The 22,838-nt window shown below is 43.2% G+C and carries 23 protein-coding genes and 1 tRNA gene; 12 read left to right on the top strand and 12 right to left on the bottom strand.

Going from position 1 to position 22,838, the window contains the following annotated elements; translation table 11 throughout:
* Positions 1–164 precede the first annotated feature (164 nt).
* From E2P86_RS18435 to E2P86_RS10875, 5 genes are all read right to left on the bottom strand, one after another.
* Positions 165–242, bottom strand: a complete 78-nt coding sequence (locus E2P86_RS18435) for a hypothetical protein (protein WP_449448552.1) — start codon at positions 240–242, stop codon at positions 165–167.
* Between the two features lie 437 nt (positions 243–679).
* Positions 680–1,585, bottom strand: a complete 906-nt coding sequence (locus E2P86_RS10890; RefSeq protein WP_134432960.1) for a helix-turn-helix domain-containing protein — start codon at positions 1,583–1,585, stop codon at positions 680–682.
* Positions 1,582–2,082 (bottom strand): hypothetical protein, encoded by a 501-nt coding sequence (locus tag E2P86_RS10885; RefSeq protein WP_134432958.1) that lies wholly within the window; start codon positions 2,080–2,082, stop codon positions 1,582–1,584. Before E2P86_RS10885 ends, E2P86_RS10890 begins: the two co-directional genes overlap by 4 nt.
* A gap of 5 nt (positions 2,083–2,087) precedes the next feature.
* Entirely contained in the window at positions 2,088–2,522 is a 435-nt protein-coding gene (locus E2P86_RS10880) for a DUF2147 domain-containing protein (RefSeq protein WP_134432956.1), read from the bottom strand.
* Between the two features lie 38 nt (positions 2,523–2,560).
* On the bottom strand, positions 2,561–3,376 hold the full coding sequence (locus tag E2P86_RS10875) for an oxidoreductase (protein ID WP_134432954.1): 816 nt from the start codon (positions 3,374–3,376) through the stop codon (positions 2,561–2,563).
* A gap of 119 nt (positions 3,377–3,495) precedes the next feature.
* Here E2P86_RS10875 and E2P86_RS10870 point away from each other — a divergent pair, with 119 nt between their 5' ends.
* The 3 genes from E2P86_RS10870 (at position 3,496) to E2P86_RS10860 (ending at position 5,079) form a co-directional block, all read left to right on the top strand.
* Positions 3,496–3,768 carry a hypothetical protein gene (locus E2P86_RS10870; RefSeq protein WP_240775495.1) on the top strand — a complete coding sequence of 91 codons (273 nt, stop codon included), beginning with the start codon at positions 3,496–3,498 and terminating at the stop codon, positions 3,766–3,768.
* A 269-nt stretch (positions 3,769–4,037) separates the two neighbouring features.
* Positions 4,038–4,877, top strand: a complete 840-nt coding sequence (locus E2P86_RS10865; protein WP_134432952.1) for a class I SAM-dependent methyltransferase — start codon at positions 4,038–4,040, stop codon at positions 4,875–4,877.
* Positions 4,867–5,079, top strand: a complete 213-nt coding sequence (locus tag E2P86_RS10860; protein ID WP_085471592.1) for a hypothetical protein — start codon at positions 4,867–4,869, stop codon at positions 5,077–5,079. The genes E2P86_RS10865 and E2P86_RS10860 overlap by 11 nt, the downstream gene beginning before the upstream one ends.
* 13 nt (positions 5,080–5,092) lie before the next feature.
* On the opposite strand, the gene E2P86_RS10855 is transcribed toward E2P86_RS10860, so the two are convergent.
* The 3 genes from E2P86_RS10855 to prmC form a co-directional block, all read right to left on the bottom strand.
* Positions 5,093–5,395, bottom strand: a complete 303-nt coding sequence (locus tag E2P86_RS10855; protein WP_134432950.1) for a hypothetical protein — start codon at positions 5,393–5,395, stop codon at positions 5,093–5,095.
* Positions 5,364–5,436 (bottom strand) — tRNA-Lys (locus E2P86_RS10850). Before E2P86_RS10850 ends, E2P86_RS10855 begins: the two co-directional genes overlap by 32 nt.
* Before the next feature lie 139 nt (positions 5,437–5,575).
* Positions 5,576–6,436, bottom strand: a complete 861-nt coding sequence (prmC, locus tag E2P86_RS10845; protein ID WP_134432948.1) for a peptide chain release factor N(5)-glutamine methyltransferase — start codon at positions 6,434–6,436, stop codon at positions 5,576–5,578.
* A 64-nt stretch (positions 6,437–6,500) separates the two neighbouring features.
* Between prmC and ribD the strand changes: the two genes are divergently transcribed.
* A complete protein-coding gene (ribD, locus tag E2P86_RS10840; RefSeq protein ID WP_134434039.1) occupies positions 6,501–7,562 on the top strand; it encodes a bifunctional diaminohydroxyphosphoribosylaminopyrimidine deaminase/5-amino-6-(5-phosphoribosylamino)uracil reductase RibD in 1,062 nt (353 codons plus the stop codon).
* Positions 7,563–7,573: 11 nt separating this feature from the next.
* Here the strand turns inward: ribD and E2P86_RS10835 are convergent, their stop codons facing one another.
* The 3 genes from E2P86_RS10835 to E2P86_RS10825 all read right to left on the bottom strand — a co-directional run bounded on the left by E2P86_RS10835 (position 7,574) and on the right by E2P86_RS10825 (position 9,385).
* On the bottom strand, positions 7,574–7,954 hold the full coding sequence (locus E2P86_RS10835) for a hypothetical protein (RefSeq protein WP_085471595.1): 381 nt from the start codon (positions 7,952–7,954) through the stop codon (positions 7,574–7,576).
* A gap of 114 nt (positions 7,955–8,068) precedes the next feature.
* The gene (locus tag E2P86_RS10830) at positions 8,069–8,716 is read right to left on the bottom strand and encodes a hypothetical protein (RefSeq protein WP_134432946.1); all 648 of its coding nucleotides are present in this window, start codon (positions 8,714–8,716) and stop codon (positions 8,069–8,071) included.
* Between the two features lie 126 nt (positions 8,717–8,842).
* Positions 8,843–9,385: a hypothetical protein gene (locus E2P86_RS10825; RefSeq protein WP_085471597.1), complete on the bottom strand. Its 543-nt coding sequence runs from the start codon at positions 9,383–9,385 to the stop codon at positions 8,843–8,845.
* A gap of 546 nt (positions 9,386–9,931) precedes the next feature.
* Between E2P86_RS10825 and E2P86_RS10820 the strand changes: the two genes are divergently transcribed.
* From E2P86_RS10820 to E2P86_RS10800, 5 genes are all read left to right on the top strand, one after another.
* On the top strand, positions 9,932–13,162 hold the full coding sequence (locus E2P86_RS10820) for a SusC/RagA family TonB-linked outer membrane protein (RefSeq protein WP_134432944.1): 3,231 nt from the start codon (positions 9,932–9,934) through the stop codon (positions 13,160–13,162).
* A 10-nt stretch (positions 13,163–13,172) separates the two neighbouring features.
* The gene (locus E2P86_RS10815) at positions 13,173–15,044 is read left to right on the top strand and encodes a RagB/SusD family nutrient uptake outer membrane protein (protein ID WP_134432942.1); all 1,872 of its coding nucleotides are present in this window, start codon (positions 13,173–13,175) and stop codon (positions 15,042–15,044) included.
* A gap of 74 nt (positions 15,045–15,118) precedes the next feature.
* Positions 15,119–16,993 carry an Nramp family divalent metal transporter gene (locus E2P86_RS10810; protein WP_134432940.1) on the top strand — a complete coding sequence of 625 codons (1,875 nt, stop codon included), beginning with the start codon at positions 15,119–15,121 and terminating at the stop codon, positions 16,991–16,993.
* 7 nt (positions 16,994–17,000) lie between these two features.
* Positions 17,001–17,792 (top strand): SDR family oxidoreductase, encoded by a 792-nt coding sequence (locus E2P86_RS10805; RefSeq protein ID WP_240775494.1) that lies wholly within the window; start codon positions 17,001–17,003, stop codon positions 17,790–17,792.
* Positions 17,793–17,820: 28 nt separating this feature from the next.
* Positions 17,821–19,098 (top strand): DUF2851 family protein, encoded by a 1,278-nt coding sequence (locus E2P86_RS10800; protein ID WP_134432938.1) that lies wholly within the window; start codon positions 17,821–17,823, stop codon positions 19,096–19,098.
* Here E2P86_RS10800 and E2P86_RS10795 read toward each other — a convergent pair.
* A complete protein-coding gene (locus E2P86_RS10795) occupies positions 19,095–19,748 on the bottom strand; it encodes an ankyrin repeat domain-containing protein (RefSeq protein WP_085471988.1) in 654 nt (217 codons plus the stop codon). The genes E2P86_RS10800 and E2P86_RS10795 overlap by 4 nt on opposite strands.
* A 342-nt stretch (positions 19,749–20,090) precedes the next feature.
* Between E2P86_RS10795 and E2P86_RS10790 the strand changes: the two genes are divergently transcribed.
* From E2P86_RS10790 to E2P86_RS10780, 3 genes are all read left to right on the top strand, one after another.
* Positions 20,091–20,660, top strand: coding sequence for a UbiX family flavin prenyltransferase (locus E2P86_RS10790; protein WP_085471600.1), 570 nt, complete (start codon positions 20,091–20,093; stop codon positions 20,658–20,660).
* 232 nt (positions 20,661–20,892) lie between these two features.
* Positions 20,893–22,161, top strand: a complete 1,269-nt coding sequence (locus E2P86_RS10785) for a dihydroorotase (RefSeq protein ID WP_085471602.1) — start codon at positions 20,893–20,895, stop codon at positions 22,159–22,161.
* Positions 22,162–22,164: 3 nt separating this feature from the next.
* Entirely contained in the window at positions 22,165–22,833 is a 669-nt protein-coding gene (locus E2P86_RS10780; RefSeq protein ID WP_134432936.1) for a hypothetical protein, read from the top strand.
* Positions 22,834–22,838: the final 5 nt, after the last annotated feature.

Genomic DNA, 22,838 nt, shown 5'->3' with positions numbered 1-22,838 from the left:
ACTACATTACGGATAAAAGGAAGTATAAATATTTTTTGAATGTTCCCTTTATTGTGACTTTCAAATAGTCCCGAACTGGGAGGAGCTCACAATGAAGTGTGTTTTTATATTTATTCAATGCTTGAAATGTGGAAGGCTTCAACTGTTTGAAAAATAGTAAGTCTTCACATTAACTTTACAAAAACCTGCCCAGAACTGAATGCACCTTTAGTCTTCGTGATTTTACGAATCTGATGGCACATTCTTTTAATAGGATTAGTGATACAAATGGTCCTTCGAACCTGTTCATCGTATTCAAAAAAAAAATGGATTAGCTGGCCCAGTTGTCAAGCCAGAATTTAACAGCAATTAGATATTTCTTGTCCCATAACACCTATGGTTTTATTGAGAGTTTTAAAATGATGGAGAGGAGCGCCGCTGGGATTTGCTCAGCCCCGCAATACCCGGACACAGCGCTGAGCCTTCACGAATCGAACCCAGGTTCTCATCCCAAGGGATTAAAACAAAAAAACAACTCTTTTGAAGTTGCTTTTTTGTAAACCTTATGGTACAAAATTTGAACCAATTGTTGGAAGATTTGAAACTGCTTAGTGAATTAATCGCTGCCTAATTTTAGAAGATAGTTGAGAGAGGAAGGCGTTTATTGTGTTTTTTTACTTCCTAAAACTCATAATACTTACTAATTCAAATTCCGGAATTCCTGGGGTGTATTCCCTGTTTTTTGTTTGAATAATTTGCTAAAATACTGTGGATACTCAAACCCAAGTTCATAAGCTATTTCACTAATACTTTTATTCGTACCTAAAAGAATATTTTTGGCTTCTTCTATCAGGTGGTGATGTATATGATCCTTAGCATTCATCCCAGTTTCTTTCTTCAATAGATCACTCAGATAATTAGGTGAGAGGTTTACTTTATCAGCAAGGTAGCTTACCGATGGTAATCCATTTTTTTTTAAATCTTCGGAGTTAAAATATTTACGTAAAATATTTTCTACTTGTGATAAAATGTCTCTGTTGAAGTTATTTCTTGTAATAAACTGTCTGCCATAATAACGTTGGCAATAATTGAGCAAAAGTTCAATATTGGACACGATCAACGTTTGGCTATGATTGTCAATGTTCTCCCGTAGTTCGGTTTCAATTTTCTGAATGCAGTCGTACAGAATTTCCTTTTCCTTGTCGGACATATGCAAAGCTTCTGAAGTTTCGTAGGAGAAAAAGGTATAATCTTTCATCTTTGTACCCAAAGAGGTACCACGTAACAGATCGGGATGAAAGAACAGTCCCCATCCCATCATATCTTCTTTTTTTTCGATTTCAGTATCCATGGTTACCACTTGTTTAGGAGCAATGCAAACAAGGCTGCCTTCCTGAAAATCGTAGGATTGTCGTCCATATTTCATATTGTTGGCACAATAGTTTTTGAACATAATGGAATAAAAATCACAACTGACACGAGTGCCTTCTTCCATTATTTCATCCATTTTACTAAAATCAATTACCGTAACCAATGGGTGAGACGTTCTGTGCTGTACAAAATTATTGATGTCCGAAATGCTTTTAATGTTTATAATCGGTTTCATTTTTCTATTTCCTTTAAAATTTGCGAGTAGTATATAGCTGCTCTTTCCTGTGAAAAATAATCGATAACCAATCCAGCTAAAGCAAAATAGGTCAGTGCGATACCGATTCCCATCCAGATCGGGTTTTTGGTTGTCCAGAAAATAATCAATGTCAGTGTAAAAAAGATGGTCGCTACGATTTTTGAGACTTTGTATCCATATTGAAAATCATCAACACGCTTCTTTTCAGATTTTGTAAATTCTATTTTGTCTCGTTCGTACTTTTGTGGTAATTCTATCATCCTTTTTGGGTTTGAATATAACATTCCTCCGCCAATTGCCGAATAAATAGTGCCAACCACAAGTAGGGGAATCAATAAGGCTTTTGCGTTAGGAGTTGTTCCAATTTTCCAGAACAGGAATCCCGCAGTAATAGTCAAAATACCAAAGGCGACAATTAATCTGGCTTCAAATAATTCGCCTTTTATCCAGTTGGTTGTATAATCGATCAAGTTCATGTTTTTTATTGATATCGATGAAAAACTGCCGTTTGTCCCAACAGCGAAAAACCTAAATACCCTCGTAAAGATAGTTTATTGTTTTTAATCCAAATCTTGCAGCTATAGGTATCTCCGCTTGGAGCGTTATAGATTTTTCCATCTATGTATTCCTCTCCATTCCATTTTAAGCCGGTTAAACTTGTGATACCTACAATGTTTCGCGTTCGTAAAGTTTTATCGGGATTTTTTATATCTTTTTTAGAGGTTTTTCCATCGCTCTCAACGATTTCCTTCCCCCAGATATATTTTCCATAGTATTTGCCCCCCTGCTTAAAGACTTCAATTACTACGTCTTTTTTATCAGATTCCCAGGTCCCCAAAATCTCATTTTTGGTTTGAGCATATACGTTGCCGAACATTCCCATTATCAATAAGAGTACAATCTTAATTGATTTCATCTTTCTTAATTTATAGATTGTTAAACATTATTTACTGATTACATCTGACTCATCACGATAGAGTCGAATAACTTGTCGCCAAGATAGATACGCATCCAAGGCATCATTTTAGAAAATTTACCGACTTTGTATCTCGTTTTAGGGCTTTTGGAATTGACGATTTTTACAATGGCATCTGAAATCACACTTGGTTTAGAAGAAGCGTTTCCTTTAGCAGCATCAGCTGTACCCTTTGCAATTTTTTCCATCATATTTTTATAGGCACTATTTTTTGGTAGCTTTTCAAATTGATCTAAAAGGACAGCTCCAAATTCAGTGGCAATAAATCCGGGTTCCAGAACCACGACTTTGATGTTAAAAGGTTTCAACTCTAGACGTAGACAGTCACTCAATCCCTCCACTGCATGTTTACTTGCGTGGTACCAGGCACCCATCGGGAAATACATTTTTCCTCCCATTGAAGAAGTATTTATGATAATTCCGGAATTAGCTTTACGCATATAGGGCACTACTTTTTGTGTCATTGCAGCCATTCCAAAAACGTTCACTTCCATTTGCTTTCGAGCCTCGTCCAATGGTACGTCCTCTATAGAGCCATACAATCCAAAACCAGCGTTGTTCCACAATACATCAATCTTCCCTTCTTTTTGAATGATTGTGTCCACTACATTTTGGATATCACTTTCTTTGGTAACATCCATTTGGATAGGATGTCCGCCTAATTCGCTGAGATCCTGCATTTGCTCAATGCGTCGTGCTACGGTGTAAACGATATGTCCTTGTTGGATAAGTGCTTTTGCGGATTCTTTGCCCATCCCTGAGCTTGCTCCCGTTATAAGAATTACTTTTTTCATCTCTAAGTATTTAAAATTTGATACTACAAAGATGCCTAAGTGAAGTGCTACGGCTTTAAGACAAATCCACGATTGTTGTATACTTTTTACGGATTTTCTATAATACTCATCGGTTCGGCGTGAGCGATAAGACTAAACCTAGTCAAGAACTAAATCTGATACTTGCATACGGTTCGAACTTTAGAGCGCAAGTTGGATATAGAGAAACCAAAGCCTATAAGGAGATACCGCAGATATTATCCTTTGCCGATGAAAGCGACAAAGACAATATGAAGCAGGTCGTTGAAGCCAATTACAGGCAGGTCAAAGCGGACGTCGTGCATATTCTAGAAAGCGAAATAGAACGCATCAAGAATGATCCCGATTTACAGCATTTGATACAAGAGGAGTGAATTACCACGAATTCACCATTAAACATTAATCCAAAATTTCTATCTTTGTGGTCTGTTATACTATATCTAACATATTATCTGGTCTTACTCGAAAGACAACTCTAAAAACAGAGTGATTAATGCATTGAAATCTTTTGGTTTTTAATGCACAGATAATCCTATCGACTTATTTCTTAATCTTAAACAAAACAAACGATTATCAAATCGATTGCATTATCACTTTTGCGGTGTATTCAACATTTCAAAATGTGGTGACACGATGAATAAAAATGAATAGTAAACAGTTAATAAGTAGAGCTATAGAGCTATTTTACAATAGAGCATCCGAAGAAACTCGACTTGACAAAGGAATGGGCGTATTTGAATTTGAAAGAATTAAATCACTCATAGAAAAATATATACCAACTTCATCTTCAAAAATAATAGACATTGGCGGTGGTACGGGAAAGTATTCGGAATGGCTTGCTAAAAAAGGACATCACGTTCATTTGGTAGAGCCTGTTTCAAAACATATACAAATCGCCCAAAACAGAGCGAATAGATTAAAGAACAGATTTTCTGTACACTTAGGAGAAGCTCGAAAATTGGAATTTCCAAATGATTATGCTGACTTAATAATACTGCATGGCCCTCTTTATCATCTGCAAAAAAAGGAGGATAGAGATTTAGCCATTTCCGAAGCTAAACGTATTTTAAAGAATGATGGAATTATTTTGGGTTTTGCCATCAATTATACGGCATCAACATTGGTTGGTCTTTTAAATGGCTTAATTCACAAAAAGCCATTTTTTGAAATGTGCAAAGAAGAATTAGTAAGGGGTATGCACAATCCGCCCGATGATTTCCCTTGGCTTTTAGCAGAAGCATTTTATCATAAGCCAGAACAGCTAAAAGATGAATTTATAAATCAAGGCTTAACCTATTTAAATACTTATGCGGTTGAGGGTATGGCATGGTTGGATAAAGAATACTTTGCCAATATGCTGAATAACAAAAAGCGAAGAACATTAATGGAACTTATTCAAGTTACTGAAAACGATAGCTATCTTTTACCCTTTAGTCCACACATGATGATCGCTGTGCAAAAAAAATATAATTATGGAAAATAAAGAAAAATATTACAAAGCATTAATAGAAAATGACGGTCAACTCAATGAAATTGATCTCGGAGAAAAAATGGGGTTTAACGAAGATGAAACAAACGAAATAATTGTACAGCTTCTATCTGAACATAAAATTGAATACAGAGAAAACAAAGCGTGTAATTACAGTACGATGAAAAGGGGAAGAAAGAAAAATAACAGCAGGTAATGATCGCTAAATTTTACAATGAAACACGGTCTAAACTGGAAAGCGAACCGAGGTTCTCATCCCAGGGGATTAAAAACACAAAAAGCAACCCTTTTGAAGTTGCTTTTTTGTGATACCGCTGGGATTTGCTCAGCCCCGCAATGCCCGTACACAGTCCTGAGCGAGAAAGTTTGCTCAGCCGCTCAATCCACAAGCACAACCCTGAGCCTTCACGAATCGAACCCAGGTTTTCATTCCAGGGGATTAAAAATAAAAAAAGCAACTCTTTTGAAGTTGCTTTTTTGTGATCCCGCTGGGATTCGAACCCAGGACCCATACATTAAAAGTGTATTGCTCTACCAGCTGAGCTACGGAATCTTTACTCTTTCTTTTTTCGAAGTATCCTTCGTTGTTTGGAGTGATGCAAAGGTAGAAAAAATGTTTATAGGTGCAAACTATATCAGCGATTATTTTTGCTGTAGGCCTTTAAAACACTGTTTTTCAGATTAAAAAAATGTTAATTTTTTATGCTCGCACGGATCATTCGGTCCGCTCCATTGATGTCTTGCAGCAATTCCACAGATGTAAAGCCCTTCTTTTGGAGCAAATCCACCGTTTCGGGACCTAAATATTGATTAATCTCGAAGTATAGCACCCCGCCAACAGCCAGATGAACCTTCGCCAGGTCGGCAATAGCATTATAAAACAATAACGGATTGTGCTCCTCCACAAAAAGAGCAGTATGCGGTTCATGACGCAATACATTCGGGTGCATCTCCGCTTGTTCTTTCGGAGTGATATAGGGTGGGTTGCTTACGATGATATCAAACTGCTGATCCGCTTGCAGGATTAAGTCCCATTCCAAGATATCCGCAATTACAAATTGCACATCCACCTCCAGGTGATCTGCATTTCTGCGTGCTACAGCAACAGCATCTGCGGAGATGTCAATAGCCGATACACGGGCCCCCGACAGGTGCTTCGCCAATGAGATGGCAATACAGCCTGAACCTGTACCAACATCCAGCACACGAAGTCCGCTGTCCGGGTGATTGCGGATAATCAAATCCACTAGCTCCTCGGTCTCCGGGCGAGGGATCAGCGTATGTGCATTGACATAGAAAGATTCGCCATAAAAATCTGCCTTGCCCAAGATATGCTGGATCGGCCGGCCGGTAGCAAGCTCGGCAAGGATAGACAGAAACTGCTCCGTCATGGCGCTGTTTGGTGTGCTCTGCTGCATCAGGCCAAATTGTGCGCTTTTCATGCCCGTGATATGAGAAAAAGCCAAGAGGAACAGCTGACGGCTTTCGTCTTGATTGTAGTAGGATTGGAGGTCATCCCGGTATGTATCCGCTATTGCTCTGTAATTTTTCATACTACAAACATACAATAAGCGGGAAAGACTTTATTAATTCTTTCTGAAATACTAAGTTTGTATGATGCAAACGGCAGAGAAATATATGCAACGTTGCCTGGACCTCGCGGTCCTGGGAGCGGGTACGGTGAGTCCAAATCCGATGGTAGGTGCAGTGATTGTACACCAGGGGAAAATCTTAGGAGAGGGGTATACTTCGCCCTATGGTGGTCCACATGCCGAAGTGAATGCGGTACGTGCGGTGATACAGGCCTATGGACCCGATCAGGCGGCTCTGCTCTTTGCGGAATCAACGATCTACGTCAGTTTAGAGCCCTGTGCGCATCATGGAAAAACACCTCCCTGTGCCGATATGTTGGTGCATCACGGCTTCCGTGAGGTGGTAATCGGCTGTCTTGATCCTTATGCGCGCGTCAATGGAACAGGCATCCGGAAGTTACAAGAGGCAGGAATTCCGGTCTTGGTTGGGGTGCTGGAGGAAGCGTGCCGTTTTCTGAATCGTCGCTTCTTTACACGTATTCGGGCGCAACGTCCCTATGTAATCTTGAAATGGGCAGAAACGGGCGATGGTTTTTTCGCGCCAAAGGGAGGGGAACAAAGGTGGATAACCAATAAGGCCAGCAAGCAGCTTGTGCACAAATGGCGCGCCGAGGAGGACGCTATTTTAGTAGGTACAACAACGGCACTGGTCGATAATCCGGAGCTTACGGCGCGCTTGTGGCATGGCTTGAATCCCAAGCGTATTCTTATTGATAAGCACCTAAAGGTGCCTGATCATGCCGCTATTTATAATGCTGAAGCCGAAACGATTGTCTTCAATGCGAAGCGAACGGATTGGAAGGGCCATATCAAACATATTGAACTTGAAAATTTTGATCTTTACCTACCGCAGAATATTCTATATCAACTTTACCTGATGGATGTGCAGTCCATCCTCATTGAAGGCGGAGCACAGACACTACAGCTGTTTATCGATGCCGGTGTATGGGACGAAGCCCGTGTTTTCGTCGGACCAGAAACGTGGGGAGCAGGCATAGCAAGCCCTTCGCTTTCAGCCTTATCTACATATTCGGAAAAGGTAGGAAACGATACCTTAAACTGGTACTACAACGAAGCGAACCGGTAACAAGCCGGGGTTTAATAGACGGTCGGACGATCCAGGAGCTCGGTAATGTAACCCAGTACCTCATGCTCGGTATGACCATCTTCCAACATCGAGAAGGTGAGGTAAGCCGCATAAATCTCTGCACTGAAGACAACATGCTTATCGGCAATGATTTCATCGATGGTATCCTCATGTACTTCGATGCCAATATGGCGCAGCTCATTGTGTAGGCTCGTTGCAATGGTGTAATGATCTTCTCCGGAAGCAAAACCCGCAATCATGTGAAGAATCAGCTGATCCATAATTTCAGGATGGATTTTTGAAGCGCGTACACCTATAGTAGAAATGTCGACACGTGTTTTAGCACTATGGACAATCTTATCCCATATCAGGTATTCTGTTTTACTGTGCATAATGTTGGCGTTTATAATTAATAACTAAGTTATCGAAACGGATCGACTTTTAAAAGCATTTTAACGTTTTTGTACAAAATCTAGAAGCGGTATAAATAACAGGTAACGATGGGGTTAACAGTCTTCTTGGTAGAGAATCCACTTTTCTTCGGTCTTGGGTGCTCGGCGCATCGGTAACAATTTTGGCCTTTTGCGGCGACCGCTCAGTACGGCTAAAGCATCGATCAGGTGCTGCGGACGGAAGTCCTTAGGGATCCGTTGATCGCCAGCAGCAAGGTGTTGTAGGCAGGTCTCATAGAGAAATAGTCCGGTCACGCCGGGACGGAAGAAGCCTTCCAGTAGCCATGCTTCCAGTACCTGTAAAACCTGTTCGCTATCTGCTGGGGGGATAGGAGGGGTTGCTGTGTGTGCAATATGATAATGATCCTGCCGGATCGGAACGCCTTTAGCTGTTAGGGTACCTTTGTAGGTGGTATGCTTCTGCGAGCGGCTTTGCGTTGCCTTGACTTTAACCAATGGCGTAGGCGAATGGAGGTTCAGGAGGAAGTCACGTGGCGATTTTGCCAAAATACGTGCAAACAGATTAAGGAAGTTCAGGTCGTAGCTTTCTCCTTTCGTAAGGTCCTCACAATCCATGACCTCCGTAACCGTGCGCCCGATGAGAAAAGCAAACTCCTCTTGCGTGAAAAGCTTCTCTTCCCGGTACTGACGCACCGTTGTATTAATTTCATAAGAAAGAATAGGTATGACAATTTCCGTCATAAATTAATACTAATATCAAGTTAATTGGTTTAGGAGAAGGAACAAGGTAAAGACATCACTTACACCGATTCGTATGCTCCTAGTTAGTTAGCTTGAGTAAAGATATCATTTATAGTTGTAAAATAATTAGCTGTTCCTGCTTTCTATTCGCTTCGTTACAAAGCGGATTAGTTTTTCGCCCCAATCGGTCACCGGTTCGACTTTGTGCAGCAAGCCTTCGTTATACATCTGCTCCAGCTGAGCGGAGAAGTCGCTGTCTTTGCGTGTTAAGGTCGGACCCAGAAAACTGTTGTAGTGTGCCGTAATTTCTGAACGCAAACGGGGGGTATGAAAATAGCCTTCCTCCAGGAGCGAGAGTAGGGCACCGCGGATACTCATGTTGCGCAGGATCGGTATTTTTGTCTTTTCCTGCAAGGTGTCCTGCGCCAGGATATCCGCCGGAAAGAGATCCTCCACCCGCATATGGAGGTAGTCGATGGCGCGCTGCAATAACTCCGGACTGTATCGGTCATTGGTATATTCGTTCTCGATGCTGCCAATCCGTGTCGGGTTGCTTCCTGTGATTTCTAAAGAGAGTTTTCGACCGGATATATTTTGCTCCAAACGTGCTACCCTTATTCCGTCAATTAAATACTGCGTGAAAGGGGTAACTCTTCCTTTTTGCTTCATACCACTAATACCGAAAAAAGATAAAATATTAATTGTTATATAAAATTTGCATTTTAAGTTTTTTTATTTATGTTTGTTACACTAACACAGTGTTATTCATACACTATGAGGTATGAGCCACATTTCTTGAACGGAGAGATTACACTGTATTTTGCCCATGAGCAACATAAAACTATAAACCAGACACAAAGTAAACATGAGAACAACAAAAGGAATCGTACTTAACGCATCAAATAAACCTTAATACCTAATTTTTATTTTTAGAAGATTGTTTTGATTTAAACAATATCTGCACGCACGGAATAACCAAGGATGTTATGTTCTCTGGTTGCCCCTTCGTTTTTTGCAGATAGCGTTTCTAGTGGGATAGCTATGCTCGATGGTATAGCTGCAGGTAAAAAAAATGATATTTTTTGCCCAGGAAATCCTATGCCCTTTTCAAAACAGAAGTCTCCTTTTAGACCGGTATCACAGGTGTATTTGATCTTTTAGCGCAAATACTATTCAGCTATAATTAATTAATTCTAAACCAAATTAAAAATGCTTATGCGTACAAATCGACATTACAAGAAGGAGTTGAAGAAACTCTTTTGGATCGGTAGCGCTGTGTTGGCGTGTACAGGCTATTCCTCGTTCGGGAATAGTGCCTATGCTGCAACGGTGCTAACGGTTCACAACGGCATTCCGCAAGATGGAATTACGGTAAAGGGAACTATTCGGGATGCGCTAACAAATGCGCCCATGGCGGGGGTAACGGTACAGATTGTCGGCACAAATATGGCGACAACAACCGATGAGAATGGGCAGTATTTGTTGCAACGGGTTCCTGCCAATGGAAGCCTCTCTTTTAATATGATTGGGAAGGATTTGGTGACGCTTCCGGTAAACAATCAATCGGTAATCGATGTCTCGCTTACGGATAGCAATGCCAATATTGATGAGGTTGTTGTGGTGGGATACGGCGTTCAGAAGAGGGAAAACGTAGTGGGATCTGTGGTTGCCGTAAAGGGGGCGGAGTTGCAGAAGTCGCCTTCTGTCAATGTTTCGAATGCTATTGCAGGTCGCGTGCCGGGGGTGATCGCCACAAATGGTGGAGGGGAACCGGGATACGATGGATCCAGCATCAAGATCAGAGGTACAAATACGCTGGGGGATAGCGGTCCGTTGATTGTTATTGATGGGATCCCTGCGCGACAAGGTGGTTTTGAACGCCTAAATCCAGCGGATATTGAGAACATATCGGTGCTGAAAGATGCCTCGGCCGCCATCTATGGTGCACGTGCCGCAAATGGGGTTATTCTTGTCACGACAAAACGAGGCAAAAGTGGTAAACCGAAGCTGTCCTATAATTTTAACCAAGGGTTCTCGCAACCGACCGTAATTCCGAAACTGGCGGATGCCGTGGAGTATAGTGAGATGCGTAATGAATTGGAGATTTATAAGCTGCCGGTGAATGAGTGGGCCAATGCGCTAAAAGGATTTGGTACAGAAGATAAGTATGTACGTCCGAATGGAACAACTATAACGGCACCGTTTACGCGGGAGGATGTCACGCTCTTTAAAGATGGCTCGGATCCGTGGGGGCACCCGAATACCGATTGGTACAAAGCAGCGTTGAAAAATTGGTCGCCACAACAACGGCATAACCTACAGATCGATGGTGGCTCGGAGGATGTGCGCTACCTCTTGTCGTTGGGGTACCAGGATCAGGATGGCTACTATAAAAAATCGGCGACAGGCTATAGTCAATATGATTTCCGGATTAATCTGGATGCCAATATCAGCCCGTATATTAAAACACAGTTTGGGGTGTTGGGACGGCAGGAGGACCGTAATTATTCGACCAAATCGGCAGGGACGATCTTCCGGATGCTGATGCGTGGAAACCCAACAATGCCGGCTTTCTGGCCAAATGGTATGCCGGGACCGGATATTGAGCATGGAGAGAATCCGGTGGTGATTACAACGGATCAAACAGGCTATAACAGAGATAAACGCTATTACTTGCAGACCAATGGACAGGTGGATATTACAAATCCGTGGGTCGAAGGACTGAAGCTTTCTTTGACGGCATCGGTGGATAAGTATATGAAAAAGACCAAGCTATGGCAGACGCCTTGGTATCTTTATACTTGGCAGGGGGCCTACGAAGATGATGGGGTGACCCCTAAGTTGGTACGTGGTATTCGGGGACCTGCTGAACCACGCTTGACACAGGGCGATGAAGATCAGCTCAATATTTTATTGGGTGGTGTCTTGAGCTACGACAAAAAGATTGGAGATCACAGCCTGAGCTTATTGGCAGGGGTGAACCGGGAAACGATTCGTAACGACTATTTAAGTGCTTTTAGAAGGTATTTCCTGTCGGATAATATCGATTATTTATTTGCTGGTGGCGACGCTGAAAAGGATAATAATGGCGGTGCCTGGGAACGTGCCCGGTTAAATTACTTTGGCCGTGTAGGCTATAATTACAAGAGTAAATATATGGCGGAGTTCCTATGGCGTTACGACGGTTCTTATATGTTCCCGGAAGATAGCCGCTATGGTTTCTTTCCTGGGGTGATGCTCGGATACCTGGTTTCGGAAGAGAATTTCTGGAAAAATAATGTGCCTTTTGTCAATTACTTCAAGATCCGTGCTTCCTATGGACAGATGGGTAATGACAATGTGTATTACGATGGTGCACTACAGGAATACCAATATTTTTCGACGTATGCTTTTGGATCTTATATCGTAGGTGGAGAGATGGTCAAATCGTTGTTTGAAAAACGCGTGCCTAATAACTTCATCACGTGGGAGGTGGCGAATAACTATAACCTCGGTTTTGATTTCCAGTTTTTTGGCGGAAAGATGAATGCGGAGTTTGATATATTTAAGAACAGCAGAAATAGCATCCTATGGCGCCGAAATGCCTCGATCCCACAAAGTACGGGTATGACTTTACCAGCTGAAAATATTGGTAAGGTAGATAACTCGGGATGGGAGTTTAATGTGGGATGGCGCGATAAGGTGGGCGAAGTGGGCTACAGTGTTTCGGTAAATGGTGGCTATGCTAAGAATAAGATTATCTTCTGGGATGAAGCACCGGGATCACCAGCTTGGCAGCAGAGTACGGGACGTGCAATTAATGCGGGACTGTACTACATCTACGATGGTGTATTTAAAGATCAGGCAGAAATAGCAGCCAATACATTAGACTATAGTGCCATTACAAATAATCTGCGTCCGGGAGATATGAAGTACCAAGATTATGATGGCGATGGAAAGATCACCCCAGAAGATCGGGTGCGTCGTAATAAAAATACAGACCCAACATTCCAAGGGGGTGTCAATTTAGGTCTTACATACAAAAACTTTGATCTGAGTGTCTTGTTCCAAGGGGCGACTGGTGGCGAGCTGCGTGTGGGAACGGATGAATCGGGTGCTATTGGTAACTACTTGCACGACTTCTACGAAAACAGATGGACAATCGATAACCCGAGCAGTGAGCATCCACGGATTACCGATCGCAGTGACCAATATTATTCTTACAACAATACGTACTGGTTACGGAGTACCAATTACCTGCGCTTGAAGAATGTGGAGCTCGGTTACAACTTGCCTAGTCATGTGCTGGAAAAGATAAAGATAAGTAACCTCAGACTGTATGTCAGTGGACTTAATCTGTTGACATGGAGTAAGGTAAAGGTGTATGATCCGGAGTCGACAAACCAACTGGGACAATATTACCCACAAGCGCGGTTAATCAACGCTGGGGTTATGGTTTCATTCTAAAATTTAAAACATGAACAAACTCAAATATATGATCTGTATGGCAAGCATAGGCATGCTTGCGATTTCCTGCAACGATGATTTTGTAAGCACCCGACCGTTGGGAGAGGCTTCGGATGAAGCGGTATGGAAGGATGCAGCGCTGTCACAGGCTTTCGTTTTTGACATATACAATGGCTTTGGGGTCGGTGGTTTCTATGAGCAACAGATGGCTTCCATGACGGATGAAGCGTTGTTTACACACCCGGGAAGAAATATAAATACGGTAACGGAAAGTCGTTCTAATCCGGCCGAGCAAGGCTACATTATGGACACGTATCAGTATGGTAATCTTTATACACGTATCCGTGCCACCAATATTGCAATCGGAAACTTACGCAATCCTAAGTTTGATAATCCGACACGTGCTGCGCAGCTGCTGGGGGAAGCGTATTTCCTGCGGGCATATTACTACCAGCAATTGGTACGTTTCTATGGCGCGGTACCTTTGGTAAACCAAGTGTATAAGCTGGGCGAAACGGATTATACAAAGGAACGGGGGACTTATGCTGCATGTGTTGATTTTATCGTTAACGACTGCGATTCGGCCGCGTTGCTCCTTAAAGGTATTGCCAAGGTGGATGGGCGTGCGAACGAGGTGGCCGCATTGGCACTAAAAGCGCGGGTGCTAACGTATGCCGCCAGTGACCTGTATGATAATGCAACGGCGAAGGCGAAGTCCCCAACGATTGCCGCTTACGCGAAGGCGGAATATATCGGCTATCCTTCGGGCAGCCGTAGCGAACGTTGGCAAAAGGCAAAGGATGCTGCTAAATTGGTGTTGGATCATGCGGAGCACGCTTATAAATTGGACCTCACAGGACCGGTTTCTGCTACCGCTGGTCAAGCGAATTACAATGCCATTGCGATGGGGGGCGGTAGTAAAGTGGCTGATGCAGACGGTAAAAGGGATCTGATCTTAGGCCGTTTCTTTATTGACCTAAAAGATGAACGTGGTGGCTGGGTAGGGCGTGATAATGGTCCGAACGGTTACCACAACTGGGCGGGAAATACGCCAACGCAGTTGTTGGTGGATGACTATGAGTTAACTGATGGCACTAAGTTTAGCTGGAACAATGCTGCCCAGAAAGCAGCTCCCTATGAAAATCGGGATCCACGTTTTTATGCGACTATACTGCACGATGGCGCCGGCTGGAAACCACGTACCGATGATGTGAAGAACCGGGATCCTTATAACCAGATTCAAACCGGGCAGTATGAAATTGGAAATGGTTCGGGAACCAAAACAATACAGTATGGTTTGGATACCCGAAATAGTCCGGTGGAAGATTGGAACGGGTCGTATACCGGGTATTACTACAAGAAGTTTGTCGATATGGATCCTGCGATTGTGGATCAAAATACGAGACAACGGATTCCATGGCCGGTTTTGCGCTACACGGAAGCGGTGTTGAACTATGTAGAAGCTTGTTTGGAGTTGGGCGAAGAGGCGGAGGCAAAGACGTGGTTGAATAAGGTACGGTATCGTGCGGGTATGCCAGCTATTACGGATAGCGGTGAGGCGCTGAAGGAACGCTATAGAAATGAGCGCCGCGTGGAGTTGGCGTATGAAGAGCATCGCTTCTTTGATGCGCGCAGATGGATGATAGCCGGACAGACGATCGGACGTAAAGCAACCATCATAAGTATTTTTGGTACGCTGAAGCCCGGGAAACAGGTTTCTTTGTATAAATATGATAAAGACAATTATACGTATAACTATACGGTGAATACGATTGACCCGGGGATTGAAAACAGGGTTTGGTTAGATAAGATGTATTTTTCTTCGTTCAATAGGGACGAGATGAATCGAAATACCAAGCTTACCCAAAACCCGGGATATTAATGGGTGTAATGAGAAAGCGAGATTTTTATCTCGCTTTTTTTTTGATGTTACTCAGATATATGCTAATTTTCTTCATGCAAGAAAATCAACCGCATAAATCCCTCGACGACGTACATGAAAGTGTAGAAGTGCATAAAGGAAAATCGAAGTTCAGGCGCATGCTGAGCTTCTTTGGTCCCGCGTACTTGATTAGTGTCGGATACATGGATCCGGGGAATTGGGCAACGGACCTGGCGGGCGGGAGCCAGTTTGGCTATACACTGCTGTGGGTGTTGCTGATGAGCAATCTGATGGCGCTCTTATTGCAAAGCTTATGCACCCGATTGGGGATTGTGCGGGGAAAGGATTTGGCGCAATGTAATCGAGAGATCTATCCCAAGCGGATGAATTTTGTGTTGTATGTGCTGGCCGAACTTGCGATTGCTGCTTGTGATTTGGCGGAGGTGTTGGGAATGGCAATTGGATTGAACCTCTTGTTCGGGATCGATATTATATGGGGCGTGCTGATCAGCTTTGTGGATACGTTTCTCTTGTTGTACCTGCAACGGTTGGGGATGCGTAAGTTGGAGCTTTTTATTGTTGGGACGGTTACCGTTATTGGCCTGTGTTTCTTGGTAGAGATGTTTTTTGCACAACCCGACCTGGGCGAAGTGGCGAAAGGTTTTATTCCTTCACTGCCCAATAATGCCGCGCTTTATATCGCTATCGGTATTATTGGTGCGACGGTGATGCCGCACAATTTGTATCTCCACTCTGCCTTGGTGCAAACCCGTAAGATTAATAAGGATTCTCCGTCGATCCGAAAAGCCTTGAAGTATAATTTCTTTGATAGTGCCATCGCATTGAATCTGGCTTTCTTTGTCAATGCGGCAATCCTTATTTTGGCGGCGGCGGTTTTTCATAAACGGGGAATGCACGATGTGGCCGAACTGCAAGATGCGTACCACCTGTTGGGAACCACCTTGGGATCCGCTTGGGCTCCTAAATTGTTTGCCATTGCTTTGATCTTGGCCGGACAAAGCTCCACGATTACGGGAACGCTTGCCGGACAGATTGTGATGGAAGGTTACCTCCGTTTGCGGATCAGTCCGCTGCTCCGACGCTTGATCACCCGCTTGCTGGCGATTATCCCGGCGGTGATCGTGATTCTGATCTATGGCGATAAGGAGGTGGGACAGATGCTTATCTTCTCGCAGGTGTTACTGAGTATGCAGCTTGCTTTTGCCGTTATCCCCTTGATTCACTTTGTAAGTGATAAAGAAAAGATGGGCGAATTTGCGATTGGCTTTTTCAAGAAATCAATCAGTTGGCTCATTGCTGCAATTATTGCGGTGTTGAATTTTAAATTGGTATACGAAGAGGCTAAAGGGTGGTTGAAAAGTTCGCCCAGTGTCCTGTTGGATGGCCTTATTTTAGCCGGAGCCTTTGGGCTCCTGGTTTTGTTGGTCATGACGTTGATTTATCCGTGGCTCCTGAAACGAAGGGCTGTGAAAGCGGATGTGCACCGGGCTTTTGAAGATTTGGTTTTTTATGAAGCACCGGCATTTAATACGGTGGTACTGGCGCTGGATTTCTCGCGGTCTGATGAAAAGGTGGTCAGCCAAGCGCTGCGTCTTCCTGCGCAACGAAGTAAGTTGGTGCTGACCCATATTGTAGAGAGCGCCGCGGTGAAATATATCGGGCATCAAAGTGATGATTACGAGACACGTGGAGATATGGCGCAATTGAAGCAGTATGCGGACTATTTTGTAGCAAGAGGATATGAGGTGAGTTATGAGCTGGGCTACAATAATCGGGTGAAAGCGATCAAAGATTTATGCCATAAATATCAGGCGGATCTCTTGATTGTGGGGAGTCATGGGCATAAGGGATGGAAGGATATTGTATTTGGAGAAACAGTTAATAAATTAAGACATGCTGTTAAAATTCCGGTTTTAATAGCGCAATAAAGATAGTATGATGGATATTTCATTAAAAGGTAAAAAGGCATTAGTTGGGGGGAGTAGCTCCGGGATCGGAAAAGCGATAGCCTTGGTTTTGGCGGCGTGTGGCGCGGATGTGACGCTGATGGCGCGTAATGAGGAAAAGTTGAAGGATACATTGTTTAAGTTGGATACCACATTGGGGCAGCAGCATCAGTACGTGGTGACGGACTTTGCAGATCCTGCGGGCTATAAGGCTACGGTTGAAGATTTCTTTTCGCATAACGATATAGATATCTTAATCAATAATACGCAGGGACCGAAGGCCGGTGGTGTGCTTAGCAAGGGGGGAAGCGACTATCAGCAAGCATTCGACTTGCTTTTCCAGAATGCGGTATGGACCACAGGGTTGGCGATTCCGCATATGCGGCAGCAGGGGTGGGGACGGATTATCAATGTATCGTCCATGACGGTGAAAGAGCCTAGCCCCATGTTGATTCTTTCCAACACCATGCGTACAGCGCTCCTGAGCTGGGCAAAATCGCTTTCTACAGAGCTGGCGCCGGATGGGATTACCGTAAATGCGGTGCTTACCGGCTTTTTTGATACCGATCGGTTGAACAGTTTGATGGAGATGCAGGCAGAACAGGGCGGTGTTTCTTTTGATGCGGTGAAAGCAGAGCGTATTGCTAAGATACCGGTAAAAAGACTCGGAGATCCGATGGAGTACGGCTATTTGGTTGCTTTTTTAGCGTCCGATTATGCGGCATTTTTAAACGGTGCAGCCATCCCGTTGGATGGAGGAGCAAGTGTAGGGCTGTTGTAGGGGCGCCACGTTTTTCGTATCTTTAAGCATGATTGCAGAAGAGTTGTTACACTTCGTCTGGCAATTAAGGCTTTTTAACCAATTCGAATTACGTAGCCAGACAGGCGAAAAAATCAAAATATTACATACCGGTTGGCATAACAGAAATGCAGGGCCCGATTTTATGCATAGCCATATCCTGATCGATGATTATGATTGGCATGGGCATGTTGAAATTCATGTGGACGGCGCAGATTGGCGTCGTCATCAGCATGATCAGGATTCGGCCTATAATAACGTGATCTTGCATGTCGTGTATAAAAACCCGATGCCCGTTACTCGGGCGGATGGTACGATTATTCCAACGCTTGTCCTACAGGAACATGTGGATGGTCGTTTACTGGATACGTATGCCGATATCATGAAAGGGTTCGATTGGATTCCCTGTGCGCGGCATCTTCCTGCGGTAGAAATGCCTTATCAGATACAGATGTTGGATCGCGCACTCTCGGAGCGCCTCGAAACAAGGGCGGCCGATATTCAAACGTTAAGCAAGGAGATGCAGGGCGATTGGGAACGGGTGTTGTTTGTTATGGTATGTCGGGCTTTTGGGATGAAGGTCAATGCGGATACCTTTTTTGATTTTGGACGAGCCCTCAATTTTAACTTGGTGAAACGATACCACCAGGAACCCCTGAAATTGGAAGCTTACTTTTTTGGAATGGCGGGTATGCTGAGAGGGGCTAAGGATGATAGCTACCTGCTGTCGTTACAGCGTGAGTATGGGTATTTGCAGGTGTTACACAACCTAACGGATAACGATCATTTCCAGTGGAAGTTCCTCCGGATGCGTCCTTTTAATTTTCCAACGATCCGTATGGCCCAACTGGCGGCACTGTATGGAGAAACTCCATATTGGTTTCAACGGATTAAATCGGCGGAACAGCCTAAGGACATATTTTCGTTATTCGAAAAAATAAAGGTAAATCTTTATTGGCAAAGTCATTTTCTATTTGCGAAGGAGACAAAGGTACATCGCGTAGGTTTAACGGAGACTTTTGCCTCGCACATTCTTATAAATGCTTTTATTCCGGTAATGTATAGCTACGCCCTTCTAGTTGGGGAGGAGGCGCTTCGTCTCAAAGCATTGGGTTGGCTTACACATTTGCCGGCAGAGAAAAATAAGGTGACTACTTCATTTGATGCACTAGGTGTACCCATACACAATGCCGCCGATTCGCAAGCGGCATTGCAGGTATATCAGCACTATTGCACGCACAAACAATGTTTGCGCTGTGCTATCGGGACTTCTTTATTTAGGCGCTAAACGACCTTTAAGATTTCGGCAATCTCTTTAAATCCTTTTTCTTGTGCCAGATCACTTGCATAAAGTCCGGTGTCGGTCTTGATGCTGATATCGGCGCCATTCTCCAACAGTAAAATAATCATTTCGATATTTCCTTGTTGTGCAGCAAGGTGCAAAGGTGTAATACGAGAGCTTTGTACTACATTGACAGCGGCTCCGCCTTCTACGAGCATTTTACTGATGGTATCAAACTTACCGGTAATGGCCGTATGGAGTGGATAAACATGGTAACCGTTTTGTGAAGATATGTTTGGATCCGCATGTTTCGCCAAAAGAAGACGAACCACCTGTTCCTGTCCAAAATGGGTAGCGATTCCAAGCGGGGTAAAACCGTGCGATGATAGTTCATCGATTACGTCTGGCTTTTGTTGTACCATAAGTTCAACCTGTTGCGTCAGTCCAATCGCGCATGCTTCGTGCACGGTAATAGTCGTCAGGTGGTTTAGGATGGTCTTTATGACTTGCTCTTTGTGGTAATAACAAGCGAGCAGTAGCGGCGAAATATCATGGCTTGTCTTTTCCCGTAATAACTCGGGTGCATTAACCAATAATATCTCTAGGTCATGATGATTTCCCGTTTCTATGTATTCTTCTAACTTAAGTAAGCTCATCAGCATAATCTTTGTCACGAATTAAATAAAAAAATACGGTAACTTTTATTATTGTTAATAATATTTGATTTGTGGACAAGTTAAGCGCTTGATTTTCAATAGCAGTATTCTTTTTTTTATATAGACGATGTCATTTTTCTTCGACATAAGTGTAGTTTATAGACTACAAAGAATTAAAAATATCTTAAAAGAATTTGGTTATCCTAATAATTAAGTTATTTTTGTTATGCCCTCCCCAAGGGCATGTTTTTCATAGGTAGATGTAGGGTCGGATATTCTATTCGGCCCTTATTTTTTTTACACCTTAATTCGGCCCTGTTTTAGTAGCTTTGCCTGTATAATATGGTACAGAAGAAAAAGAAAATCGTAGTTTCCGTTACGGGTGCTAGCGGATCGATATATGCAAAGGTGTTGTTGGATAAGTTAATGCTTCTTTCCGACCAGGTTCAGGATGTTGCGGTCGTGATGTCTGACAATGCTAAAGATGTGTGGAAATTCGAACTGCAGAACGAATCGTATAAAGATTATCCCTTTACTTTTTACTCCAAGAATGATTTTATGGCACCTTTCGCATCGGGATCGGCTAATTATGAAGCGATGATCGTGGTGCCTGCTTCGATGGGAACACTGGCACGAATTGCCCATGGGGTTTCTTCTGACTTAACGACACGTGCGGCCGATGTGATCTTGAAAGAAAGGCGCAAGCTGATTATGGTGACGCGCGAAACACCGTTAAGTACCATTCATATTAATAATATGCAATTGGTAACACAAGCAGGAGGGATCATCTGTCCGGCCAGTCCGTCCTTCTACAGTCTACCCCAAAGCTTTGAGGATTTAGCGGCTACGGTGGTGGATCGGGTGCTTTCTCTTTGTGATATCCACGTCGATAGCTTTAAGTGGGGCGAGTAGCGGTTTAATCTAAATTAAACACTTGTGAGAAAAGGTAAATTTTTCTAAATTTGTACTTTAATGAGACAGTTCTCCAAATTGGTTGCTTGTGTTCAATATAGTATTGATTTTTCGCTAGAAAAAAAGCAGAACCTGTTTCGTAATAACACAGCTCCATCTTATCATTTTAACTTCCTTGATAAGGGTATAATAGATTGTAATTCATTGTTTTTAAAATATTTATATAATATACATGAGTGATATATTGATTTCTGCGGCCAAACTGGTTTTGCCAGGGCATCAACATGATGGACAAATTGTTGACATGCTGATTGAGAACGGCAGTATCCGTGAGATCGCTAAAAGCATCACCCCGAAAGGTAAGGACGTTCAGGTGGTCGATGCAAAGAACGCTGTTGTTTCGGCAGGTTTCTTTGATTTGAACAGTAACTTTGGCGAGCCTGGTTTGGAAACTAAGGAGGATATCTCTACTGGAACGCGCGCGGCAGCAGCGGGTGGCTTTACGGAGGTTGCTATTCATCCAAACACCAATCCGGCACTACAAAGCCGTTCGGAAGTGGCATTGGTGGTGAATGCGGCGAAAGGGAATCTAGTTAATGTATACCCAGTGGGTTCGGTGAGTAAGAAACGTGAAGGTAAAGAGCTGGCTGAGCTGTATGATATGAAAACGGTAGGCGCGGTTGCTTTTTGTGATGGTAACCACAGTGTACAACAAGCGGGATTAATGGGACGTGCCTTGCTGTATGCGAAAGGTTTTGATGGGTTGATTATCTCTTTTGCGGAGGATGAATCTATTGCGGGCGGAAATCAGATGAATGAAGGGGTGATGAGCACATACCTGGGTATGAAAGGGAAACCGAATCTTGCAGAATCATTAATGGTGTCGCGGGATCTTTTCTTAGCCGAGTATAATGAAGCGCCTATTCACTTCACAACTATTTCAACTACTGAATCTCTGGAGCTTATCAAAAAGGCGAAAGCAAAAGGTATCCAGGTTACCTGTGATGTGGCAGCACATAATTTAGTGTTCACGGACGATGAGGTGGTCACCTTTGATAGCAACTATAAAGTAAATCCTCCGTTGCGTACTAAAAAGGATGTAAAAGCGTTGTTGAAAGGGCTACGTGATGGAACGATCGATGCGGTGGTATCGCAACATACCCCTCAGGAAATCGAGTTTAAAGATGTGGAATTCCATATAGCGAAAGATGGTATTATCGGTTTTCAGACCGTATTACCTTTCTTGCTGCGTGCGGGGTTAACGGACGAAGAGATTGTGTCGAAGCTTGTTATTGGTCCGCGTGCTGTACTAAAACGTGAGGTGCCTACACTAACAGTCGGTGAACCAGCTAATCTAGTGGTGTTCAGTACGACGGAGAAGTGGGTGTTCAATGCGGCTTCAAATAAATCAAAATCTGCCAACAGCCCAGTGATGGGTCAAGAGCTGACGGGAAAGGTTCTCGCTGTTGTCAATAATAATCAACTGATAGAAAATAAATAAGTTATGGAAGGTAAAGTAAAGTTAGCATTTAATGCAGGAATTCAGGCTTATGCCAAAACAGAGCAAATTGATGGCGCGGCATTCTCTACCGAATTAGCGAAAGCTTTCGAGTTGGATAAACCTTTTGTCGATAAAGTAGCAGCTCTTGACGCGGTGTTTGACGATCACCAGCAATTTGAGGAACTACGCGAAATATACTTTGATTTGTTAATGATTAACTTCTTTGCTGAAGATGTGCAGAAGTTGGAAGGGGATTACCTCGATTCTCCAGAGTGGGAAGCTATTGAGGAGGATACGATCGATCGCGGTACCGAATTGTTAAATATCTTTTTGTATCTTCGAGAGTGCGCTGATGATGAAATCGAACCGTCATTGGATGATTACTTGAAGGAATTTTTGCTGGTTGAAGAGGATGAGTTCCAAGACGAGTATAATATTTATGAAACGGTTATCGCTAACCAGATATTGGTAGACAGCACATATCCGGAAATTAGTAAGGTGGCGGAGAGTCTGTCTTTTAATGATGATATGAAGGAGTTGTTTTACCCGGTTATGAGTTTCTTTAATGAGCAAAAACCTACAGACGCACAGTTTGATGAATTTGTAAAAGCATCGCAAAACCGTGCTTTAGATTTAGCTACATACCAAATTATTGTAAACTTTAATAAATAACTAAT

The sequence above is a fragment of the Sphingobacterium psychroaquaticum genome (genome assembly GCF_004421025.1).
Lineage (GTDB): Bacteria > Bacteroidota > Bacteroidia > Sphingobacteriales > Sphingobacteriaceae > Sphingobacterium > Sphingobacterium psychroaquaticum.
The sequence above is the reverse complement of the archived record's forward strand: the minus strand, read 5'-3'. Positions and strand labels throughout refer to the sequence as shown.